General features: G+C 55.5%; 21 protein-coding genes. 12 read left to right on the top strand and 9 right to left on the bottom strand.

From position 1 onward, the window contains the following. Nucleotides 1-13: 13 nt before the first annotated feature. The 4 genes from A4S02_RS02490 to aat all read right to left on the bottom strand — a co-directional run bounded on the left by A4S02_RS02490 (nt 14) and on the right by aat (nt 2805). On the bottom strand, nt 14-565 hold the full coding sequence (locus tag A4S02_RS02490; RefSeq protein ID WP_019090026.1) for a hypothetical protein: 552 nt from the start codon (nt 563-565) through the stop codon (nt 14-16). 46 nt (nt 566-611) lie between these two features. Next, the gene (locus A4S02_RS02485) at nt 612-1241 is read right to left on the bottom strand and encodes a hypothetical protein (RefSeq protein ID WP_070322854.1); all 630 of its coding nucleotides are present in this window, start codon (nt 1239-1241) and stop codon (nt 612-614) included. A 1-nt stretch (nt 1242) separates the two neighbouring features. Further along, nucleotides 1243-2058 (bottom strand): DUF4412 domain-containing protein, encoded by an 816-nt coding sequence (locus tag A4S02_RS02480; protein ID WP_208858908.1) that lies wholly within the window; start codon nt 2056-2058, stop codon nt 1243-1245. A 93-nt stretch (nt 2059-2151) separates the two neighbouring features. Beyond that, on the bottom strand, nt 2152-2805 hold the full coding sequence (aat, locus tag A4S02_RS02475) for a leucyl/phenylalanyl-tRNA--protein transferase (RefSeq protein ID WP_070322852.1): 654 nt from the start codon (nt 2803-2805) through the stop codon (nt 2152-2154). A gap of 177 nt (nt 2806-2982) precedes the next feature. Between aat and A4S02_RS02470 the strand changes: the two genes are divergently transcribed. Both A4S02_RS02470 and A4S02_RS15845 read left to right on the top strand, forming a co-directional pair. Next, complete coding sequence (locus tag A4S02_RS02470; RefSeq protein WP_070322851.1) at nt 2983-3957, top strand: 2-hydroxyacid dehydrogenase; 975 nt, start codon at nt 2983-2985, stop codon at nt 3955-3957. A 15-nt stretch (nt 3958-3972) separates the two neighbouring features. Next, complete coding sequence (locus A4S02_RS15845; RefSeq protein WP_167542410.1) at nt 3973-4149, top strand: hypothetical protein; 177 nt, start codon at nt 3973-3975, stop codon at nt 4147-4149. A gap of 69 nt (nt 4150-4218) precedes the next feature. Here the strand turns inward: A4S02_RS15845 and A4S02_RS02465 are convergent, their stop codons facing one another. Next, nucleotides 4219-5076, bottom strand: coding sequence for an EcsC family protein (locus tag A4S02_RS02465; RefSeq protein WP_070322850.1), 858 nt, complete (start codon nt 5074-5076; stop codon nt 4219-4221). A 226-nt stretch (nt 5077-5302) separates the two neighbouring features. Here A4S02_RS02465 and A4S02_RS02460 point away from each other — a divergent pair, with 226 nt between their 5' ends. Beyond that, nucleotides 5303-5980 carry a hypothetical protein gene (locus A4S02_RS02460; RefSeq protein WP_070322849.1) on the top strand — a complete coding sequence of 226 codons (678 nt, stop codon included), beginning with the start codon at nt 5303-5305 and terminating at the stop codon, nt 5978-5980. A gap of 110 nt (nt 5981-6090) precedes the next feature. Beyond that, on the top strand, nt 6091-6426 hold the full coding sequence (locus A4S02_RS02455; RefSeq protein ID WP_070322848.1) for a TIGR01244 family sulfur transferase: 336 nt from the start codon (nt 6091-6093) through the stop codon (nt 6424-6426). Between the two features lie 108 nt (nt 6427-6534). Here the strand turns inward: A4S02_RS02455 and A4S02_RS02450 are convergent, their stop codons facing one another. Beyond that, complete coding sequence (locus A4S02_RS02450; RefSeq protein WP_019090016.1) at nt 6535-6954, bottom strand: EVE domain-containing protein; 420 nt, start codon at nt 6952-6954, stop codon at nt 6535-6537. A gap of 2 nt (nt 6955-6956) precedes the next feature. Beyond that, complete coding sequence (locus A4S02_RS02445; protein WP_019090015.1) at nt 6957-7250, bottom strand: YciI family protein; 294 nt, start codon at nt 7248-7250, stop codon at nt 6957-6959. 171 nt (nt 7251-7421) lie between these two features. Here A4S02_RS02445 and A4S02_RS02440 point away from each other — a divergent pair, with 171 nt between their 5' ends. From A4S02_RS02440 to ccmI, 7 genes are read left to right on the top strand one after another with little or no spacing between them, the layout of a single operon-like run. Next, the gene (locus tag A4S02_RS02440; RefSeq protein ID WP_070322847.1) at nt 7422-8195 is read left to right on the top strand and encodes a heme ABC transporter permease; all 774 of its coding nucleotides are present in this window, start codon (nt 7422-7424) and stop codon (nt 8193-8195) included. Then, nucleotides 8192-8353: a hypothetical protein gene (locus A4S02_RS15840; RefSeq protein ID WP_003622625.1), complete on the top strand. Its 162-nt coding sequence runs from the start codon at nt 8192-8194 to the stop codon at nt 8351-8353. The genes A4S02_RS02440 and A4S02_RS15840 overlap by 4 nt, the downstream gene beginning before the upstream one ends. After that, nucleotides 8350-8880, top strand: coding sequence for a cytochrome c maturation protein CcmE (gene ccmE, locus A4S02_RS02435; RefSeq protein ID WP_019090014.1), 531 nt, complete (start codon nt 8350-8352; stop codon nt 8878-8880). Before A4S02_RS15840 ends, ccmE begins: the two co-directional genes overlap by 4 nt. A gap of 37 nt (nt 8881-8917) precedes the next feature. Continuing rightward, the gene (locus tag A4S02_RS02430; RefSeq protein ID WP_070322846.1) at nt 8918-10903 is read left to right on the top strand and encodes a heme lyase CcmF/NrfE family subunit; all 1986 of its coding nucleotides are present in this window, start codon (nt 8918-8920) and stop codon (nt 10901-10903) included. Next, nucleotides 10900-11481, top strand: a complete 582-nt coding sequence (locus A4S02_RS02425) for a DsbE family thiol:disulfide interchange protein (RefSeq protein WP_003625198.1) — start codon at nt 10900-10902, stop codon at nt 11479-11481. The genes A4S02_RS02430 and A4S02_RS02425 overlap by 4 nt, the downstream gene beginning before the upstream one ends. Continuing rightward, nucleotides 11478-11969 carry a cytochrome c-type biogenesis protein gene (locus A4S02_RS02420; RefSeq protein WP_019090012.1) on the top strand — a complete coding sequence of 164 codons (492 nt, stop codon included), beginning with the start codon at nt 11478-11480 and terminating at the stop codon, nt 11967-11969. Before A4S02_RS02425 ends, A4S02_RS02420 begins: the two co-directional genes overlap by 4 nt. After that, nucleotides 11966-12697 carry a c-type cytochrome biogenesis protein CcmI gene (gene ccmI, locus A4S02_RS02415; protein WP_070322845.1) on the top strand — a complete coding sequence of 244 codons (732 nt, stop codon included), beginning with the start codon at nt 11966-11968 and terminating at the stop codon, nt 12695-12697. Before A4S02_RS02420 ends, ccmI begins: the two co-directional genes overlap by 4 nt. A gap of 29 nt (nt 12698-12726) precedes the next feature. Here ccmI and A4S02_RS02410 read toward each other — a convergent pair whose 3' ends face one another. Both A4S02_RS02410 and A4S02_RS02405 read right to left on the bottom strand, forming a co-directional pair. Then, nucleotides 12727-13254 (bottom strand): hypothetical protein, encoded by a 528-nt coding sequence (locus A4S02_RS02410; protein WP_019090011.1) that lies wholly within the window; start codon nt 13252-13254, stop codon nt 12727-12729. A 73-nt stretch (nt 13255-13327) separates the two neighbouring features. Further along, nucleotides 13328-13702, bottom strand: coding sequence for a YidB family protein (locus tag A4S02_RS02405; protein ID WP_006116093.1), 375 nt, complete (start codon nt 13700-13702; stop codon nt 13328-13330). 240 nt (nt 13703-13942) lie between these two features. Between A4S02_RS02405 and A4S02_RS02400 the strand changes: the two genes are divergently transcribed. Further along, entirely contained in the window at nt 13943-16129 is a 2187-nt protein-coding gene (locus A4S02_RS02400; protein WP_208858907.1) for an FUSC family protein, read from the top strand. Nucleotides 16130-16160 lie beyond the last annotated feature (31 nt).

Here is a 16160-nt window from a genome sequence, read left to right as displayed (position 1 = left end):
TTAAGGGGCAGGGTTATTTGTCATCAATAGCGGGATCTTCTCCATCTGCATTGGGGGGAAGATCAGCCGCTCCTTCCATAAGGGATACGGCATCCGTCAGCGGGTTGTGCACTGTGGCGGTAATGCCCCCTGCCCGCACGATATCGCGAAAAGATGTGCCTTCATCGTCAAACGCGGTATCCAGACCATTGCCGCTGACCTCCCCAACAGCATGAAACACCACGCCAGACTGCGGCTGCACGGGGGAAACCAACCAGTGCCGCGAGTGCGAGATAACGGAGGATGCATCTGCATCCATACATGGCTGCATATGGGTTAGGGTTACGGTTTCGGTGGTGACCAACGCTTCGTTTTCTTCCCCGCCCTTACGGCCACCAGCTTTGGTTTGTGCTGTAAACACAGTGCCAGATGCCACCACCTGCATAGCTTGGGGCGGTTGTGCAATATCTGCGCGCAAACATACGGAAACTGTGCCGGAACTTCCATCATCCGCCAGCGCAAACACAGGCAGGCTCACCCCAGCGAGAAATAGATAAAAAAGTGAAAAGCTGGGGCGGATTTTCATGGCGACGTTCTCTTTTTCCGTTTTATGCCGCCCGAAACATCAAACCTTATGGGTGTGCAGGGGCTTCCCGCTTCAGCCCGGACGGAATGGCAAACACGCTATCTGGCTGCGAGGTTCGGTTTACACTCAGCGCGCGCACCGTAACCTGCTCCTGCTGCGCAACCTGCAAAAGCAGGCCGTCTGGCGTATAGCATGCATCTGTTGGGTGCCCATCGGCATCCGTTGTGCGCCATAATGTGCACTGTTCACCCGCCACAACGGAATTCCCCAATCGTGCATAGGTGCCAGCCGCTGCGGGCTGCCCTGGCGGAGTAATCTGCTGTGGGCCGGGCACGGGCATCACACTGGCACGCTTGCGTGCGGTATCCACCACCGTAAGAGTATGATCTGTCCATGATGTAATCATAAACACATCAGAATTCTGCGGGTCCAGCCGCTGGCGTAGGGAGCTGACCTGCCAGCGCATACGCTGCTGCGTGTGTGCATCACCTTGGGCTGAGTTCAGCTCATACACCACATCTGCATCAACAGATGGCGTCACCACTGGTGCATCGGCAGGGCTTATCTGTGTTGGTTCTGGTGTTTGGGGCTGTATCTGGGCGTGGGCTACCGTGCCGGAAGCCACAGCCCCCAACAGCACAAACCCCACACCTGCAAGCAAACGCTTTGCAAACATCTTACGGATTTCCTTCCGTACCACTTGTAGCTGGGGCAGATATCATCGGCCCTACGCCAGAAGGCGCAGCAGGCTGTGCCGGTGCGGCACCCGCTGAACCACCACCGTTCTTATTGCCGCTATGCGGGTTAACTTCCTGAAAGCCTACAGGCGGCTGAAACACGCTATCGGGCACGGGGTCGTAAGATACTTTCATGGCACGGATACGGCCATTCAGCCCATCTACATCAATACCGGTTTGGGAAAGAATAAAGCCATCATCCGTTACGCAAGCCGTGGCCTGCCCTTGGGCAGATTGCGCAGCCCAGACAGTGCACGGTTGCCCGGCCACAACATCGCTCCCTTTGCGCGTAAACTGCATGGACAAATCAAGCAAAAAAGGGTTGCGGATACCTTCTTGCTGCACAAGGCGGGTGTAGATATGCCGGTCATTCAAAATTACCAGTACTTCCTGTGAAGCCCGGTTGATAATGACGGCTCCACGGCTTTCATCACCTTCCATGTTTGTCATGTAGTTAATGCGCATAAGCCCGCCATCGCCAGAGAACATCACTTGCACATGGCGCGTTGCCACAGAGGTGTCTGGCTTGGCGCCGTTTTGCAAATCCTGCGCTGTGGGCTGAGGCTGAAAGCTGTAATCAATAATAGCATCACGCGCGGGCGTTAAACGCGGATGATCCAGCGCAACCTGTGCCTGTGCCTGCCCGGGAATAACCGCACCCACCACAGGCACAGCAGCCCCCAGAACACTCATCAGGCAAAAAAAACGCATACGACCATACAGGCGTGTGCTCATAATATCATCCATTCCAGTCATTCAAATTATAGGCCCGCGCTTTGCTCTCTACCTTGGACGCAAGCAACATACTGCACCCCTAAAGCATGCCACGGGCCGGAATATGGCAGTTACTTACATGTTTCGGATTTCTGCTTCCAGCACATCGGCCGGAATATTCCGCTGCCAGCGCGGCTGCATGCTTACGGCCTTTTCCAGTATGGCTTTATATTCGGCTGCTGGTATTTCCTCACCCCCAAAGCGGGCCAGATGTTCAGTGCCAAATTGTGTATCCAGCACAACAAACCCGCACAAGCGCAAGCGTGCCACCAAATGCACCAAGGCCACTTTGGAGGCATCTGTTGTGCGGCTGAACATGCTTTCTCCAAAAAACGCACCGCCAAGGGCTACGCCATACAGGCCACCAACAAGCTCACCATTCTGCCAGCATTCCACACTGTGGCTAAAGCCCATGTCATGCAGAGCGCAAAACAGGCGGTATATCTCGCTATTTATCCATGTGGTTTCTCGCCCCGGTGCGGGTGCGGGTGCGGGTGCGGCACATGCGCGCATAACGGCGGGAAAATCCCGATCCACACACACGTCAAACTGGTCAGACAGCACAGTGCGGCGCAAACGGCGCGGGAGATGAAAACCATCCAGCGGCAAAATACCGCGTGGGTCCGGGTCATACCACCGCAAGGTAGTATCCGTTGCATCAGACGCCATAGGGAACAGTCCCGCCGCATATGCACCTAGCATGATCTGGGGGGTAAGTTCCTGTGTCATCTGCTGTATGTTCCTTTTCTGCAACCCATCATTCCGCATGCCAAGGCAACCTCTAGCTTTGCATGCCGTTATGGAGTGTCATAGCCCATATGTTGTCTGACCCTGCTTGATGCCAGCCTGCATTGGGCACAAACTTGTGCCAGACAACCACCAACTCACCAGCCTACGGAGTTGCCTGTGAGCACAGAAGCACCTCGCCTTATCCGCTCCATCCGCCTGTTAAATGCTGCGGAAGATCGTATTAAAACAGAATTTACAGCGCCACCCCCTCCAGAAAAAAGCCTAAAAACACCGGCACTTCTGGAACTCGCTAAGGAATTTCAGCCTTTTGCCGTTGTGCTTACCAATAACGCGCCCCTTAAAGGTAAGGATGTAGATGCGCTGCCAGAATGCGTAAAACTGGTATCTACCGTAAGCGTTGGGCTAGACCATCTGGATATTCCCGCCCTGCATGCACGCGGGATTGCGGTTTCCAACACCCCGAATGTGCTAACAGATTGTAATGCCGATTTAAGCATGATGCTGATTCTAGCCGCCTGCCGCCGGGCCGCCGAATATTATACGCTCATGAAAAACGGCTGGCATCATGGCCTTGGTATGGGCGGCATGCTGGGCCATCGTGTTACCGGAAAGCGGCTGGGTATTGTGGGCATGGGCCGTATTGGGCAGGCTGTGGCAAAGCGTGCACGCGGCTTTGACATGACCATTCTTTATCACAACCGCAGCCGCCTTTCCGCCGCAGAAGAAGCTGGTGCCACCTATTTTGAAAAGCTGGAAGACATGCTGCCCCATTGCGATGTGCTCACATTGCACATGCCGGGCTCACCTTCCGCGCCTCCCCTCATGAACAGTCAGACATTCTCCCTGCTGCCCAAGGGCAGTGTGTTTGTAAATGCGGCGCGTGGGTCCCTGGTGGATGAAGATGCGCTGATAGAGGCTTTGGAATCTGGCCATCTGTTTGGGGCTGGGCTGGATGTTTACCGGCAGGAACCAAACCCCAACCCACGGCTGACAGCCCTGCCCAATATCTTCATGACACCGCACGCAGGCAGCGCCACCATAGAAACGCGCACCGCCATGTGCATGTTGGCGCTAGACAATGTTGAGGCCTTAGCAAAAGGGTTGCCCATGCCCACGCCCGTTACGGTATAAGGAGCAGCTTTTGCCATGAACATGCGCCTGTCTTGCCTGATTGGTATTGCAGCGTGCTTTGCCGTGAGCTTTTGGGCCCCGCATTACCATTTGGCGGCCAAGGTTATCGGCATCACCCAGCTTGGCTTTGCCATTCTCACCACATTTCTTGAGGGCGAACCACCCCGCAAGGTGGTGAAAAAACCCGCCTAACCAGCAAAAAGGCCAGCCCATAAAGGTGCTGGCCTTTTTTGCATTTCTCTCGCTTTAGCTCAAAATGGCTTAGGCTTCTACCCCACGTTCGGCCAGATCTTCGCGCATGGACATAGCGGTATCACGCACAACCGGCCCATGTTCACGCTCCAAACGGCGAATGGTGAAATGCGCACGGGCAAGCGCACGGTAATGGTTAAAGAATGCCGTGTTCAAAGAGGCCCCACACAGCGCACCTGCTACAGGCATAAGCTGGAGGGAAATTTTCTGCCCCAGCGCCAAACCGTAATGAGAGGCCACTTCAGCAATCAGCATCACAACCGGGCGGCCACGCAGCACGGCGCGAGCCGAGAAATAACCCAGTTCGCTTTCTTCGCCAGTTCTGCTGTTCGGGAAAGCTTTAAGCGCAAACACTTCCAAACATGCACGGCGGGCATCTGGGTCAGACAGGTCTTCCCCTTCCTCCCGCGCAACACGTGCAATTTCGCGCATGATTGTGAGCGTTGTAAAACCAATATCCGGGGCCAAACCGGCCAAGCCACTAAAGCCACCCACTGCGCCAGAAACAGCCACCGCAGCCTGCAATGCCGGGCCACGCCAACGGGCTTCTGCCATTTGGCTATCTGTCCGGCCTTTCATGCCCACAATGGCCACATCAAACGCACGTGCAATGGCAGTTTCTGCCAGCCCGCGCATTTTTTCTTCCATATTGGGGGCCATGCCCAAACCACGCAGGCCCAAACGTGCGGCATGCCCAACAGCACCGCCCATAAGGTCTGCCAGACGCACCAGAACACCCCGGCCAGATTCCACATCGGCCAGAGCCTGTTCCAGTTCTGCCAGTTCGTGCCCTTCCAAAAGCATGGGGGCCAGGGCATTCCCTGCTGTTTTTTGTGTGCTCATCCGTGCCTCTCCTGCCTGCTGCATGCTACGCCCGTTTGCGAACGAAGCAGCGACGCACTCTGGCGCCTTATTTTTCTCTATTCCGTAGCAATCATAACAGGCACAGGGCACGAAAAACAGCACCCAGCACCTTATCCACCCTGCATACGCGGCCCGCGCCGTTGTAAGGCTTGCATAATGCCCTTACACACTCCAAAGCAGAAATACCGTTCTCCATCCAGGCGCACACCTTATTGCGGAGTATCCTGACATGACCGATCCTTCATCCATCCAGCGTTCTGTACGGCGCTTTCTGCGGCTGGCACCGCTGGCGGCTGTTGTAGCAACTACAGCCTGCGCCACCCCGCAGGAACAGACATATGAAACCCCGCTGGCTGAAGCACGCACTGCACCTGATCTGTGCCAGTCTGACCGTTTCCACGTTCTGGTGGCAAAAGCATGGGAAAAGGCACATGAAGCCGGTGGTGCAGATGTTGAGGATGCTTCTCCCAACCCCAATACGCCTGCGCCAGCCATACAGGTGCAAGCTTCTTCCGCCATGCCGGATGTAAGCTTTCCGCCATATTCACAACGCGCTTGCCGCATGACAGTTCAATCCGGCACGGCTGCACCTGAAACAGGCTTTTTCACGGTGGCTTACTTCATGCACAACGGAAAGGTGGATACCTCCGTGCCGCTGTGGGATTCTGATAAAGAAGTTTCCGATTACTATAGCGAGCTAAAAGAAAAGATCCGCTCTGGCGTGGATATGAACAACCCTACGCTTAAAGCCTGTATGCAGCACTACCCAGCCCTGCACCCGGATAGCACAGACCCAGCCGTGCAGCAGGCCGCTATCAGCCTGCGCGCTGTATTGGTGCGCCACTGCCTAGCAGACCACGCTGCACTGAAAAACCTGTATTCCGATATGTACTTCATTCACCGCTAAACAGATAATCAATCGCACACGCTTTTGGGTCTGGCTGCTTTGACCTTGCATTCAGCCCCAAAAGTCGCATTCTGCGGCAGTTCTTTTTAGCTTTCAGGATACCTATTCCCATGCAGTATCATTCTGTTTCCCCCGATTTTGCAGTTTCCCCCCAGATTACGGTGGAAGATATTCCGCTTATTCAGGGTGCAGGGTTCAAAACCATTATCTGCAACCGCCCGGATGGCGAAGAAGCTGGCCAGCCTTCTGCTGAAACTGTTGGTGAAGCCGCACGCAAAGCTGGCCTTTCCTTTATTGCCATTCCAGTTTCTGCACCGCTCACACCTTCTTCCGATGCCGTGATTGAAACGCAGGAAGCCATCAACACCCTGCCAGGCCCGATTTTTGCCTATTGCCGTTCTGGCAACCGTTCTGCTCAGGCATGGACACTGGCAACACAGAGCTAATTCCTGCTCTGCACTGCTTGCAAAAAAGGCCGCCCATCATGGAGCGGCCTTTTTTGTTGGGTTGTATTTACCCACAAACTACAAAATATCGTGAACACGGGCTGCGTTTCAGGCTGGTTCCTGCCACCCACCCATGTCACACAAAATCTGCCAGTGCTCTGCTGATACGGGACAGACAGACAAGCGAGATTGCCGCACCAAAGCCAGACTTTCCAGCGTAGGTTCCGCCTTAATCTGCGCCAGTGTTACCGGTGTGGGCATGGGGGCTATGGCTTTTACATCCACACATACCCACTTATCGGTTTCTGCCGTTGGGTCTGGGTAGCCTTCACGCACCACTTCCACCACACCAACAATGGCGCGTTGCACGTTGGAATGGTAGAAAAAAGCGCGGTCTCCCGCCTTCATGGCCGCTAGGTTCTTTTTGGCCTGATGGTTGCGCACACCTGTCCATGGCTCTACGCCATTGGCCACCTGCTCATCCCAGCTAAAGGCATCCGGCTCACTTTTCACCAGCCAGTAGGCCATGATTATTCAGCCATCTGGCCATCACGGAACACGGTCCGCAACGGGCGAATAATCACGCTTTCAAACAGATCAACCTTTGCATACGGATCTGCCGCCGCAAAACCTTCTGCTGTGGCGCGGTCTGGCGCTTCTAGTAAAACAAGGCTGCCGCAGGGGTTGCCGTTAGCATCCAACTGCGGACCTGCAAAAAGGATACCATCTTTATGGGCTTCCAAAAATGCCAGATGCTGCGCACGTGTGGCCTTGCGCAGGTCCAGCGCGCCGGGGCGATCCGTACAGGTAATGGCAAACAGCATAATTTCCTCCGTTGTGTTGTGTGGGCAAGACGCCCATGAACAACTGCATCGTGTCAAGAGGCACGGAATGTTGTAAAAGGGGACACAGGTAGTCCTTTTCCCACTTCCACAATGGTGGTGAAAGAGGAAGACCACAGGATTGAACCAGATACAGATGGAACGGACTGACTTTTGAGCGCCTCTCCGACCTTTGTCGCGCGTACCGGCAATTTTTTCCATCGGTATGCCAATCCCGGCCAGTTTCTTAAGCTGGGGGCACGCCTTCAGCCGTGGCTTACGTGGCCTGCCATACTCCTTACTCTTACAGGGCTGGGCTGGGGGCTGTTTTTCTCCCCTGCAGACTGGCAGCAGGGCGATTCCGTGCGCATTATGTATGTGCATGTGCCTGCCGCCATGCTGGCTTCTGCGGGGTATGCTGGATTGGCCATATGTGGCCTGCTCTCACTTGTATGGCGGCACCCGCTGGCTGACTTGGCCGCAGTAGAAATTGGCCCTGTTGGTGCTTCTATCACTGCGCTTTGCCTTGCTACAGGTTCCCTTTGGGGCAAACCCATGTGGGGTACCTGGTGGGTGTGGGATGCGCGGCTAACCTCCGTTTTGGTGCTGTTTTTCCTGTATCTGGGGCATATCGCGCTTATTCGCGCGTTTGATGATCCGCAGCGTGGCTATAAAGCCGCCGCCATTCTGGCCCTTGCAGGAGCGGTTGATCTGCCCATTATCAAGTTTAGTGTGCAGTGGTGGAATACCCTGCACCAACCAGACAGCATTACTCTTACGGGCGCGCCCACCATGTCTTCTTCCATGCTGTGGCCTTTAGCTTTGTCTGCCTTGGGCATGGGGCTTGGCTTTGCCGCTATTGTTGTGGCCCGCACCCGCGCTGCCGTGATGGAAAGCCGTATTCGCGCTCTGCTGACCTCCCCCCGCCGTAGAGGCAACGCTGCATGACCCATCTGCCTTATATTGCCGCCAGCTACGGCTTGTTTGCCATTATGGCGCTTGTGTTTTCCGTTGGCGCTGCCTTGCGCCTGAAGCGCGACCGCATTCGGCTGGCCACCCTTGAACAAAAAGCCCCCCGCAAGGCAGGAGCCGCTCCGCAATCATGACCCGCAAAACCCGTCGCCTTTGGCTTGTCATTGCCTGTGTGGCGTGCCTTGGCACCGCCGCAGCTTTGATTCTGCGGGCTTTTTCTTCCGATATCGTGTTTTTTGTCACGCCTTCACAGGTAATGGCCTCCGCTCCGCCCAAGGATAGAACCGTCAAGCTGGGTGGCATGGTGGTGGCTGGCTCTGTCCATCGTGAACGCAGGGGTGAAACACCTGTTGCCACGTTTAACGTTACCGATGGTCAGGCCGCTGTTACCGTGCATTACGAAGGCATTTTGCCAGATCTGTTCCGTGAAGGGCAAAGCGTTGTAGCCATTGGCACGGTACAGCCCTCGCACGATTTTGCCGCCACTGAAGTGCTGGCCAAGCATGATGAAACCTACATGCCCAAGGAAGTGGCCGAGGCCCTGAAAAAAGCCGGGAAGTGGGACCCACGTTTTGGTCCGCCACCCAGTGCGGATAGCTGGAACAAAATGACGGTGCAGGATGCCCGCAAAAACACCGCCACCCAGCCTGCCACCAACTAATATACAGACCTGAAAAAGCGGGAGTCTACCCCCTGACATGCTGAGCCCCGAACTCGGACACTACGCCCTTGCGCTGGCCTGCGTGCTTGCTGCCATACAAGGTATTCTCCCCCTTATGGGTGCACGCCGCCGCGATGTACGGCTGATGGCACTGGCTCCCGGCCTTGCCATTGGCCAGCTTATTGCGCTGCTAACCTCTTTCCTCTGCCTGGTTTACGCCGCTGTTACGGATGATTTTTCTGTCCAGAACATTGCGGCCAACAGCGCGGTTTCCAAACCGCTGCTGTATAAGATTACCGGCGTATGGGGGAACCACGAAGGCTCCATTCTTCTATGGGCACTTATTCTGGGGCTGTGCGGCGCGGCTGTTGCGGCTTTTGGGCGTAACTTGCCATCTGCCCTGCGCGCCCGCGTCATTGGCGTGCTAGGGCTGGTGGCTACCGGGTTTGAGCTGTTCTGCCTTACCACGTCAGATCCATTTGCCCGTATCTGGCCTGCCCCAATGGATGGGCAGGGTATGAACCCCCTGCTGCAAGACCCCGGCTTGGCTTTTCATCCGCCTATTCTCTACACGGGTTATGTTGGCTTTGCCGTGCCGTTTGCTTTTGCCATTGCCGCCCTGCTGGAAGGCCGGGTGGATGCCGCATGGGGCCGTTGGGTGCGCCCTTGGGCCGTGGCCGCTTGGTGTTTCCTAACCTGCGGGATCGCTATGGGGTCCTGGTGGTCTTATTACGTGTTAGGTTGGGGTGGTTACTGGTTTTGGGACCCGGTGGAAAATGCCTCACTCATTCCGTGGCTGACAGGCACCGCCCTTATTCACTCCGCCATTGTGGTGGAAAAGCGTGAAGCCCTTAAAATCTGGACCGTGCTGCTGGCTATTGGCACGTTCTCGTTCTCACTTTCCGGCACCTTCCTTGTGCGTTCGGGCATCCTGAACTCCGTGCACGCCTTTGCAAATGATCCTGCACGTGGCGTGTTTATTCTGGGCCTGCTGGCTGTGGTGATTGGTGGCTCTCTGGCGCTATTTGCCTATCGCGCTCCATCCCTCACCTCTGGAGGCCTGTTTGCCCCGGTCTCGCGCGAGGGGGCGTTAGTGCTGAACAACATTCTGCTGTGTTCGCTCTGCGCCGTGGTGCTAACGGGCACAATGTATCCGCCATTTATGTCCCTGCTGTTTGACCGCACCATTTCTGTGGGCAAACCATTTTTTGATGCCACCACCATTCCGCTGGCTCTGCCGCTGTTCATCTTCATGGGGTTTGGCCCCATGCTGCCGTGGAAGCGTGCGCAGCTTTGGCCCATTTTGCAGAAGCTGTGGGTGGCGGCTGTTATTACCGCTATTGCTTGTGCCATTGCGGCCTTCCGCCTTTCTGGCGTTCTGCCTATTCTGTGCGCGGCGGCAGCTATCTGGATTATTACATCCACCATTACGGATGTTGTGGAACGTGTGCGCCTGTTCCGTGCGCCATTTGCCACAAGCGTGCAGCGTGCGCGTATGTTGCCCCGCGCCATTATTGGCACCGCCATTGCACATATTGGCGTGGGCATTACGGTGCTTGGGCTTTCCGCTATGTCTCAGGCACAGCATAAAATTGTGGAAGTGCCTATTGGCACCACAGAGCATCTGGCTGGATATGACTGGACACTTACAAACGTAAAGCAGGAACCGGGGCCAAACTACACCGCTATGGTGGGCACGCTGGAAGTGCGGCATAACGGGCATCTTGTCACGGTTATGCACCCTTCTAAACGCAGCTTTAATACGCAAAACCAGACCACAACCGATGTTGCCATCCACACCAACCTGCTGGCAGATCTGTATGGTGTGCTGGGTGACAAGCACGGGCCAGATAGCAACCCCACCTACGTGTTGCGCCTGCATTACAACCCGCTGGCCCCGTGGATGTGGCTGGGGGCGCTGGTTATGGCTTTTGGTGGCGCACTTTCGCTATCTGACCGTCGTGTGCGTGTGGGTGCGCCGCAGCGTGCCAAACCTTCTGCCGAAATGAGTGCAGTATTATGAGCAATTCAGAAACACCCCCCAATGCGTCCCGCCGTCGCCTGCTTATGGCTTTGCCATTGGCGGGGGCTGGCGTTGTGGGCGTTGCATTTTGGAAAATGCTTTCCGGCATGGAGCATGGCTCCTTCAACCCGCATGATATCAACGCGCCAGTGCTTAACCGCCCGGTGCCGGATTTTACGCTGCCAGATCAGCCCCCCATGCAGGGCTTTAACACGCAGGATTTACGCAACCTGACACAGCCTGTGCTGGTGAACTTTTTTGCCTCATGGTGCATTCCCTGTCTTGCAGAAATGCCAACCTTGATGACGCTGAAAGACAAGCTGACGATGTGGGGTATTGCCTACAAGGACAGGCCAGAAAATGCGGAAAACTTTCTCAAGCACTCCGGCAACCCGTTCTCCCGCCTTGGGAGTGACCATGAAGGCCGCGTGGGTATTGAATGGGGTATTTCTGGCGTGCCGGAAACATTTCTGATTGGCCCCGGTGGCGTTATCCGCTGGCACACGGCAGCCCCGCTTACGGACGACATTCTGAACCAGACACTTCTGCCTTTGGTTGAAAAGTTGAAAACGCCATGAACATGCGCCGTTTTCTGGCAGCCTCCTGCGTTGGGTTCTCCCTTATTGCGGCACCTGCGCTGGTGCTGGCGGTGGATGACCCCATGGAAATGCTGCCCAACCCCAAGGATGAAGCGCGGGCTGAGGCCATTGGCTCCCAACTGCGCTGCCTTGTCTGCCAAAATGAATCCATTGAAGACAGTAGCGCTGGCTTGGCGCGAGATCTGCGCCGCGTGGTGCGCGAACACGTTGCCAAAGGTGAAAACAACCAGCAGATTATGGATTGGATGGTAAACCGCTATGGCAACTTCATCCGTCTGAAACCTGCATTTTCATTCAGCACCTTGCTGTTGTGGTGTATGCCAGTTCTGGCGCTGCTGCTGGGGCTTGTCTCGGCCTTTATCTTTTATCGCCGTCGCGCTGCTGCCCCGCCCTCTCCTCCTCCGCTGACAGAAGAAGAAAAAAACCGGCTGGCCCAGCTGACAAAGGATAAGGATAACGCCCCATGATCTGGCTTTCCATTGCCCTGCTCAGCCTGCTGGCTCTGGCCCCTGTCTGCGCCACTTTATGGAAACGCACCCGCACCGTGCGGGATGAACGCAGCGCCGCCCTTGCCTTGCACGAAGCCCAATTGGCGGAGGTAGATCGCGACCTGACAATTGGGCTAATTGCCCCTGCTGAACATGAAATTGCACGGCTGGAAATTCAGCGCCGCATTCTGGCGGCTGATAAAGCACCATCCTCCGCCGATAATTCCCGCGCGGCCACAGTGGGCTGGATCGGCCTTGGGCTAGCCCCCGTGCTGGCTGTGGGCCTGTATCTGACAAACGGCGTGCCCTCCCTGCCTGCGCAACCACTTGGCCCGCGCCTTGCCGCTGAGCATATGCAGGACACAAAAAATGATATGCTGGTGGCACGCCTGAAACAGACATTGGCCACACTGCCGCCGGGTGATCCTGCTTTGCGCCAAGGGTATCTCCTACTTGGGCAGGTTGAGGCCTCCCGCGAGCATTATGCTGAAGCCGCAGATGCGTGGAACCGTGCTTTAGATATGGGTTTTGATGCTGAACTGGCTGCCCGCACGGCAGAAGCCATGACACGCACCAATCATCAGGTTACGCCGCAAGCGCTTGCGCTCTTCCGCAAAGCTCTGGATGCCGCCCCGCAGGATGCAACATGGCGCAGTGCTGTGCAGGCACGCATTGCACAGGGAGAGCACGATCAGGATAACCCCTGATCGATGTTCCCCATGACATTTATTAAGCGTTAAAGACCGCTGCCTTCTGGGGCTATAACACGGCCCCAGATTTCTTCCTTCGCCCGGCGTTGGGGCGGACGGGGCTGACAAGAAATAAAATACAACCCCACGACAAAAACAATATTAGAAAACGCGTTAAACCACATTGCCGAACTAAACGTGACTGGCGATGTAATGGCTTGGTAAATCACGTAAAATGTAAACGGAATAGAGATAATGCGCACACTAATCAGCATGTAGCGCAAGGGATTAGCCTTGCCCGGCTGCACCAGCACGCGCAGGCGGCCCAACCCAATAAAAAACGTAACACACAACGCCCAGACCAGCACATTGAAGATCATGTTTCCAAAATCATTCATGCCGGTCACGACAAATACGGCAATAATGGAAACCGCAGACAATAATAAAGAGCCAAGCTGGCAGCTCATCCCCACTTCAAAAGCGGTCAGACGTTCTGGCAGTTTATCTGCCAAAGGCTGGCAGACTTCATCCAGCAGCCAGCTATCCATGCGTTTAATGCGTTCGCCCAAATCCATGGCGTAATTCTACCGGATTCATACGCAGGATGCACGCCTTCAACACATGCGCATTGCAGGCGTGCAGAAAATATTACGCCTGTTTGGTTTCTGCTCCGGCTTCTGGCAGCACGCCCTGTGGGGTCTGCTTATCCACTGCGGCTGGCAGAAAATGTGCCAGAGCGGTCAGCACGGTATCTGCTGGCAGGCCGGTTTTTGCGATCAGATTATGCACTATATCGCTGCCCAGAATGGTCTGAATTTCATCCGGAGTAGCGGGCACGTTGCCACCCTGGCTGACCCATGAACGCACTTTATCACCCAGCCCGGCCTGATCTGCCCGCGTAAGCAGTGCTTCCAGATTCTGCGGCTGTAGCAAAGACTGCAACTGCTGCTGTAATGCTCCCTGCACATCCACGCCCAGAGCGCTTTCTACTTTACCAAGAATGTTTTGAAGGAAATCAGACATCGCGCCTACTTTCGTTTATCTTACAGCAACTGTGAGCATAGTATATTCACAGTATTTTCTATCCGGGAACATGATAGCTTATATGTGCAAGATTTATAAATAAATTCTGATCCCACGCGCGTTCATCGCCGGAAGACTGATAGCTGATATGCGTCTGAACCCACAAGGAAAAAGCAGGGAATCAGGCTACCCTGTGCGGCGTTCCTCCCTGTTTTTCGTTGTCAGGATAAAATAGTCGCCGTGCCCAGTCTCCCTATGTTTATCCTTGACCGGATCGGCCCCCTGCGCAATTTCCGCCCCCTGCACCGGCCGGGTGAACGCGGGAAGTTGCCTTTTGCTTGGCTGATCTCTCCCACACCTGCGGCCATCGGTTTTGCTGTACGCACCACTGCCGCAGCCCTGCTGGCGTTGGTGATTGCCCTGTGGATGGAACTGGATGACCCACAATGGGCCGCCATGACTGTCTGGATTGTGGCCCAAGGCTCCCGCGGGGAAAGTCTTTCCAAAGCCCGATGGCGTCTGGTAGGTACGGCCATAGGGGTGATAATGTCTATTACCCTTATTTCGGCCTTTAACCAGAATGCGTGGCTGTTCTTCCCCATTCTGTCTATTTGGGTCGGAACATGCTGCACCTTGGCTACATTGGTGCGTAACTTCCGTTCCTACGCCCTTGTGCTGGCCGGATACACCACCGCCATTATTGCCATTGGCGCCATTCCGCACCCAGAAAACGTGTTTATGACTGCCATGTCCCGCGCATCCTACATTGTGCTGGGCATTGTGTGCGAGGGCACGCTGGCAGGTTTGTTTGCCTATAACTTGGCTGAAACAGCACGCCGCAACATGCGCGATAAACTGCGCACTGCACTTTCCAACGTGTCCACCTCTGTTTCCAGCCTGCTGGCTGGGGATGAGGAAGCATTGGTGCGCTCCCGCGCCATGTTTGGCCCGCTGATTTCAATCAACGATCAGATCGAATTTTCCGAAGTGGAAATGGGTCCGCACGGGCATGAAGGTGACCACGCGCGCGCTGCACTGGCAGCCGTTTCCGTGCTGCTTTCACGCGGTTTGGGTATGGCTGTGCGCCTGCAATATGTGCAAACAGACCAACCTGCTTTCCGGGAAACAGCAGCCCATGTGAGCGAGTTTCTGACCTCTGTTGCCAACCGGCTGGATTCCGATGAAAGCGTGCAAGAACTGCTGCACGATCTGCAATTGCTGCGTGCTGAATGCCATCAACGTGTGGTCGATGCGCTTTCTCAGGAAATTGACACGGCATTTGATGATAACCCCGCAAACGATACAGACATTCCCGCCCTGCTCGATGGCCGCATCCTGCACAATGCGCTGGATGAACTGTTGGGTGAGCTGGAACAGGCTATCCGGGAATATGATGCCAGCCAGCACTTTATCCGTGGGGATCATTTTCACTTCCGTTTGCAAGCCCACGTAGATAAGCGCGAAGCCGTTTATAATGGCGTGCGTGCCATGGTGGCCATTACGGCTGCCGGGTTGGTATGGGAATGTACGGCATGGCCCGCAGGTTTGGGCTTTATTACCTTTGTGGCCATTGTTTGCGGGCTGTTTGCAACCCGAGAAAACCCCGTTGTTGCCTCATCACAGTTCATGGTGGGTGGCATATGGGCGGCTGTTGTTTCGTTCTTTCTGGTGTTTCTTGTACTGCCCACGCAGGCAGATTACGAAATGCTGGTGGGTTCACTCGCACTGCCCATGATTGCGGGCGGCTTGGCAGCCCGTAACGCGGGCACTGCCCTGCATTCTGCGGCCTATACGCTGCTGCTGCCCAACTTTGTGCACCCCCTTAACCAAGGGCGCCAGAACGAAATCGGATGGTTCAATTCCACCGCAGCCGTACTGCTGGGCGTGTTTTTTGCCGTGCTGATTTTCCGCGCCGTACTACCCTTTAACAATAATGCAGAACGCTGGCGTATGCGCCGTACCATGCTGCATGATTTGCGCACGCTGGCATCGGCAGAGCCCATGCCCGAAACGCGAGACTGGATTGGCCGCAATATTGATAGGTTTGCCCGCCTGATCCGCCACGCCGGTCCCACGCCTTCCCCCACCATTGAAGGGTGTTTGCAGGGCACGCTGGCAGCCATGACTATCGGGCTAAACATTATCCGTTTGCGCACCCTGCTGAAACGCAACCAGATTCCACCGGCAGCCAAACGCGCCATTGAAATTGTTATGAAACGTATGAGCCACTTTACCGGTAAATACGGCCACACGGCACATGCTGCACGGGTTGCAACATCTGCCCTCCGCCGCATGGAAGCAATGGAACCCAATATTTCCACCCGTATCGAGCTTACACGCGCCATTGCCTACCTGATTGTGGTCTCGCACGAGTTGGATGCCAACGCCGTATTTTTGGATGCCTCCAAACCCTACCGCGCAGTATAAACACCGCGACAATCAAGCTGTTAAAGAGCCG

The sequence above is a fragment of the Acetobacter ascendens genome (assembly GCF_001766235.1).
GTDB lineage: Bacteria > Pseudomonadota > Alphaproteobacteria > Acetobacterales > Acetobacteraceae > Acetobacter > Acetobacter ascendens.
Note: the sequence above shows the minus strand (reverse complement) of the source record. Positions and strands in the feature narration are given on the sequence as shown.

What these genes read in the sequence shown, in the direction of transcription:
- A4S02_RS02490 (WP_019090026.1), bottom strand. Translation starts at nt 565, where the DNA reads ATGAAAATCCGCCCCAGCTTTTCACTTTTTTATCTATTTCTCGCTGGG.
- A4S02_RS02485 (WP_070322854.1), bottom strand. Translation starts at nt 1,241, where the DNA reads ATGTTTGCAAAGCGTTTGCTTGCAGGTGTGGGGTTTGTGCTGTTGGGG.
- A4S02_RS02480 (WP_208858908.1), bottom strand. Translation starts at nt 2,058, where the DNA reads ATGACTGGAATGGATGATATTATGAGCACACGCCTGTATGGTCGTATG.
- aat (WP_070322852.1), bottom strand. Translation starts at nt 2,805, where the DNA reads ATGACACAGGAACTTACCCCCCAGATCATGCTAGGTGCATATGCGGCG.
- A4S02_RS15845 (WP_167542410.1), top strand. Translation starts at nt 3,973, where the DNA reads ATGAACATGCGCCTGTCTTGCCTGATTGGTATTGCAGCGTGCTTTGCC.
- A4S02_RS02465 (WP_070322850.1), bottom strand. Translation starts at nt 5,076, where the DNA reads ATGCAGCAGGCAGGAGAGGCACGGATGAGCACACAAAAAACAGCAGGG.
- A4S02_RS02460 (WP_070322849.1), top strand. Translation starts at nt 5,303, where the DNA reads ATGACCGATCCTTCATCCATCCAGCGTTCTGTACGGCGCTTTCTGCGG.
- A4S02_RS02455 (WP_070322848.1), top strand. Translation starts at nt 6,091, where the DNA reads ATGCAGTATCATTCTGTTTCCCCCGATTTTGCAGTTTCCCCCCAGATT.
- A4S02_RS02450 (WP_019090016.1), bottom strand. Translation starts at nt 6,954, where the DNA reads ATGGCCTACTGGCTGGTGAAAAGTGAGCCGGATGCCTTTAGCTGGGAT.
- A4S02_RS02445 (WP_019090015.1), bottom strand. Translation starts at nt 7,250, where the DNA reads ATGCTGTTTGCCATTACCTGTACGGATCGCCCCGGCGCGCTGGACCTG.
- A4S02_RS15840 (WP_003622625.1), top strand. Translation starts at nt 8,192, where the DNA reads ATGACCCATCTGCCTTATATTGCCGCCAGCTACGGCTTGTTTGCCATT.
- ccmE (WP_019090014.1), top strand. Translation starts at nt 8,350, where the DNA reads ATGACCCGCAAAACCCGTCGCCTTTGGCTTGTCATTGCCTGTGTGGCG.
- A4S02_RS02430 (WP_070322846.1), top strand. Translation starts at nt 8,918, where the DNA reads ATGCTGAGCCCCGAACTCGGACACTACGCCCTTGCGCTGGCCTGCGTG.
- A4S02_RS02425 (WP_003625198.1), top strand. Translation starts at nt 10,900, where the DNA reads ATGAGCAATTCAGAAACACCCCCCAATGCGTCCCGCCGTCGCCTGCTT.
- A4S02_RS02420 (WP_019090012.1), top strand. Translation starts at nt 11,478, where the DNA reads ATGAACATGCGCCGTTTTCTGGCAGCCTCCTGCGTTGGGTTCTCCCTT.
- ccmI (WP_070322845.1), top strand. Translation starts at nt 11,966, where the DNA reads ATGATCTGGCTTTCCATTGCCCTGCTCAGCCTGCTGGCTCTGGCCCCT.
- A4S02_RS02410 (WP_019090011.1), bottom strand. Translation starts at nt 13,254, where the DNA reads ATGGATTTGGGCGAACGCATTAAACGCATGGATAGCTGGCTGCTGGAT.
- A4S02_RS02405 (WP_006116093.1), bottom strand. Translation starts at nt 13,702, where the DNA reads ATGTCTGATTTCCTTCAAAACATTCTTGGTAAAGTAGAAAGCGCTCTG.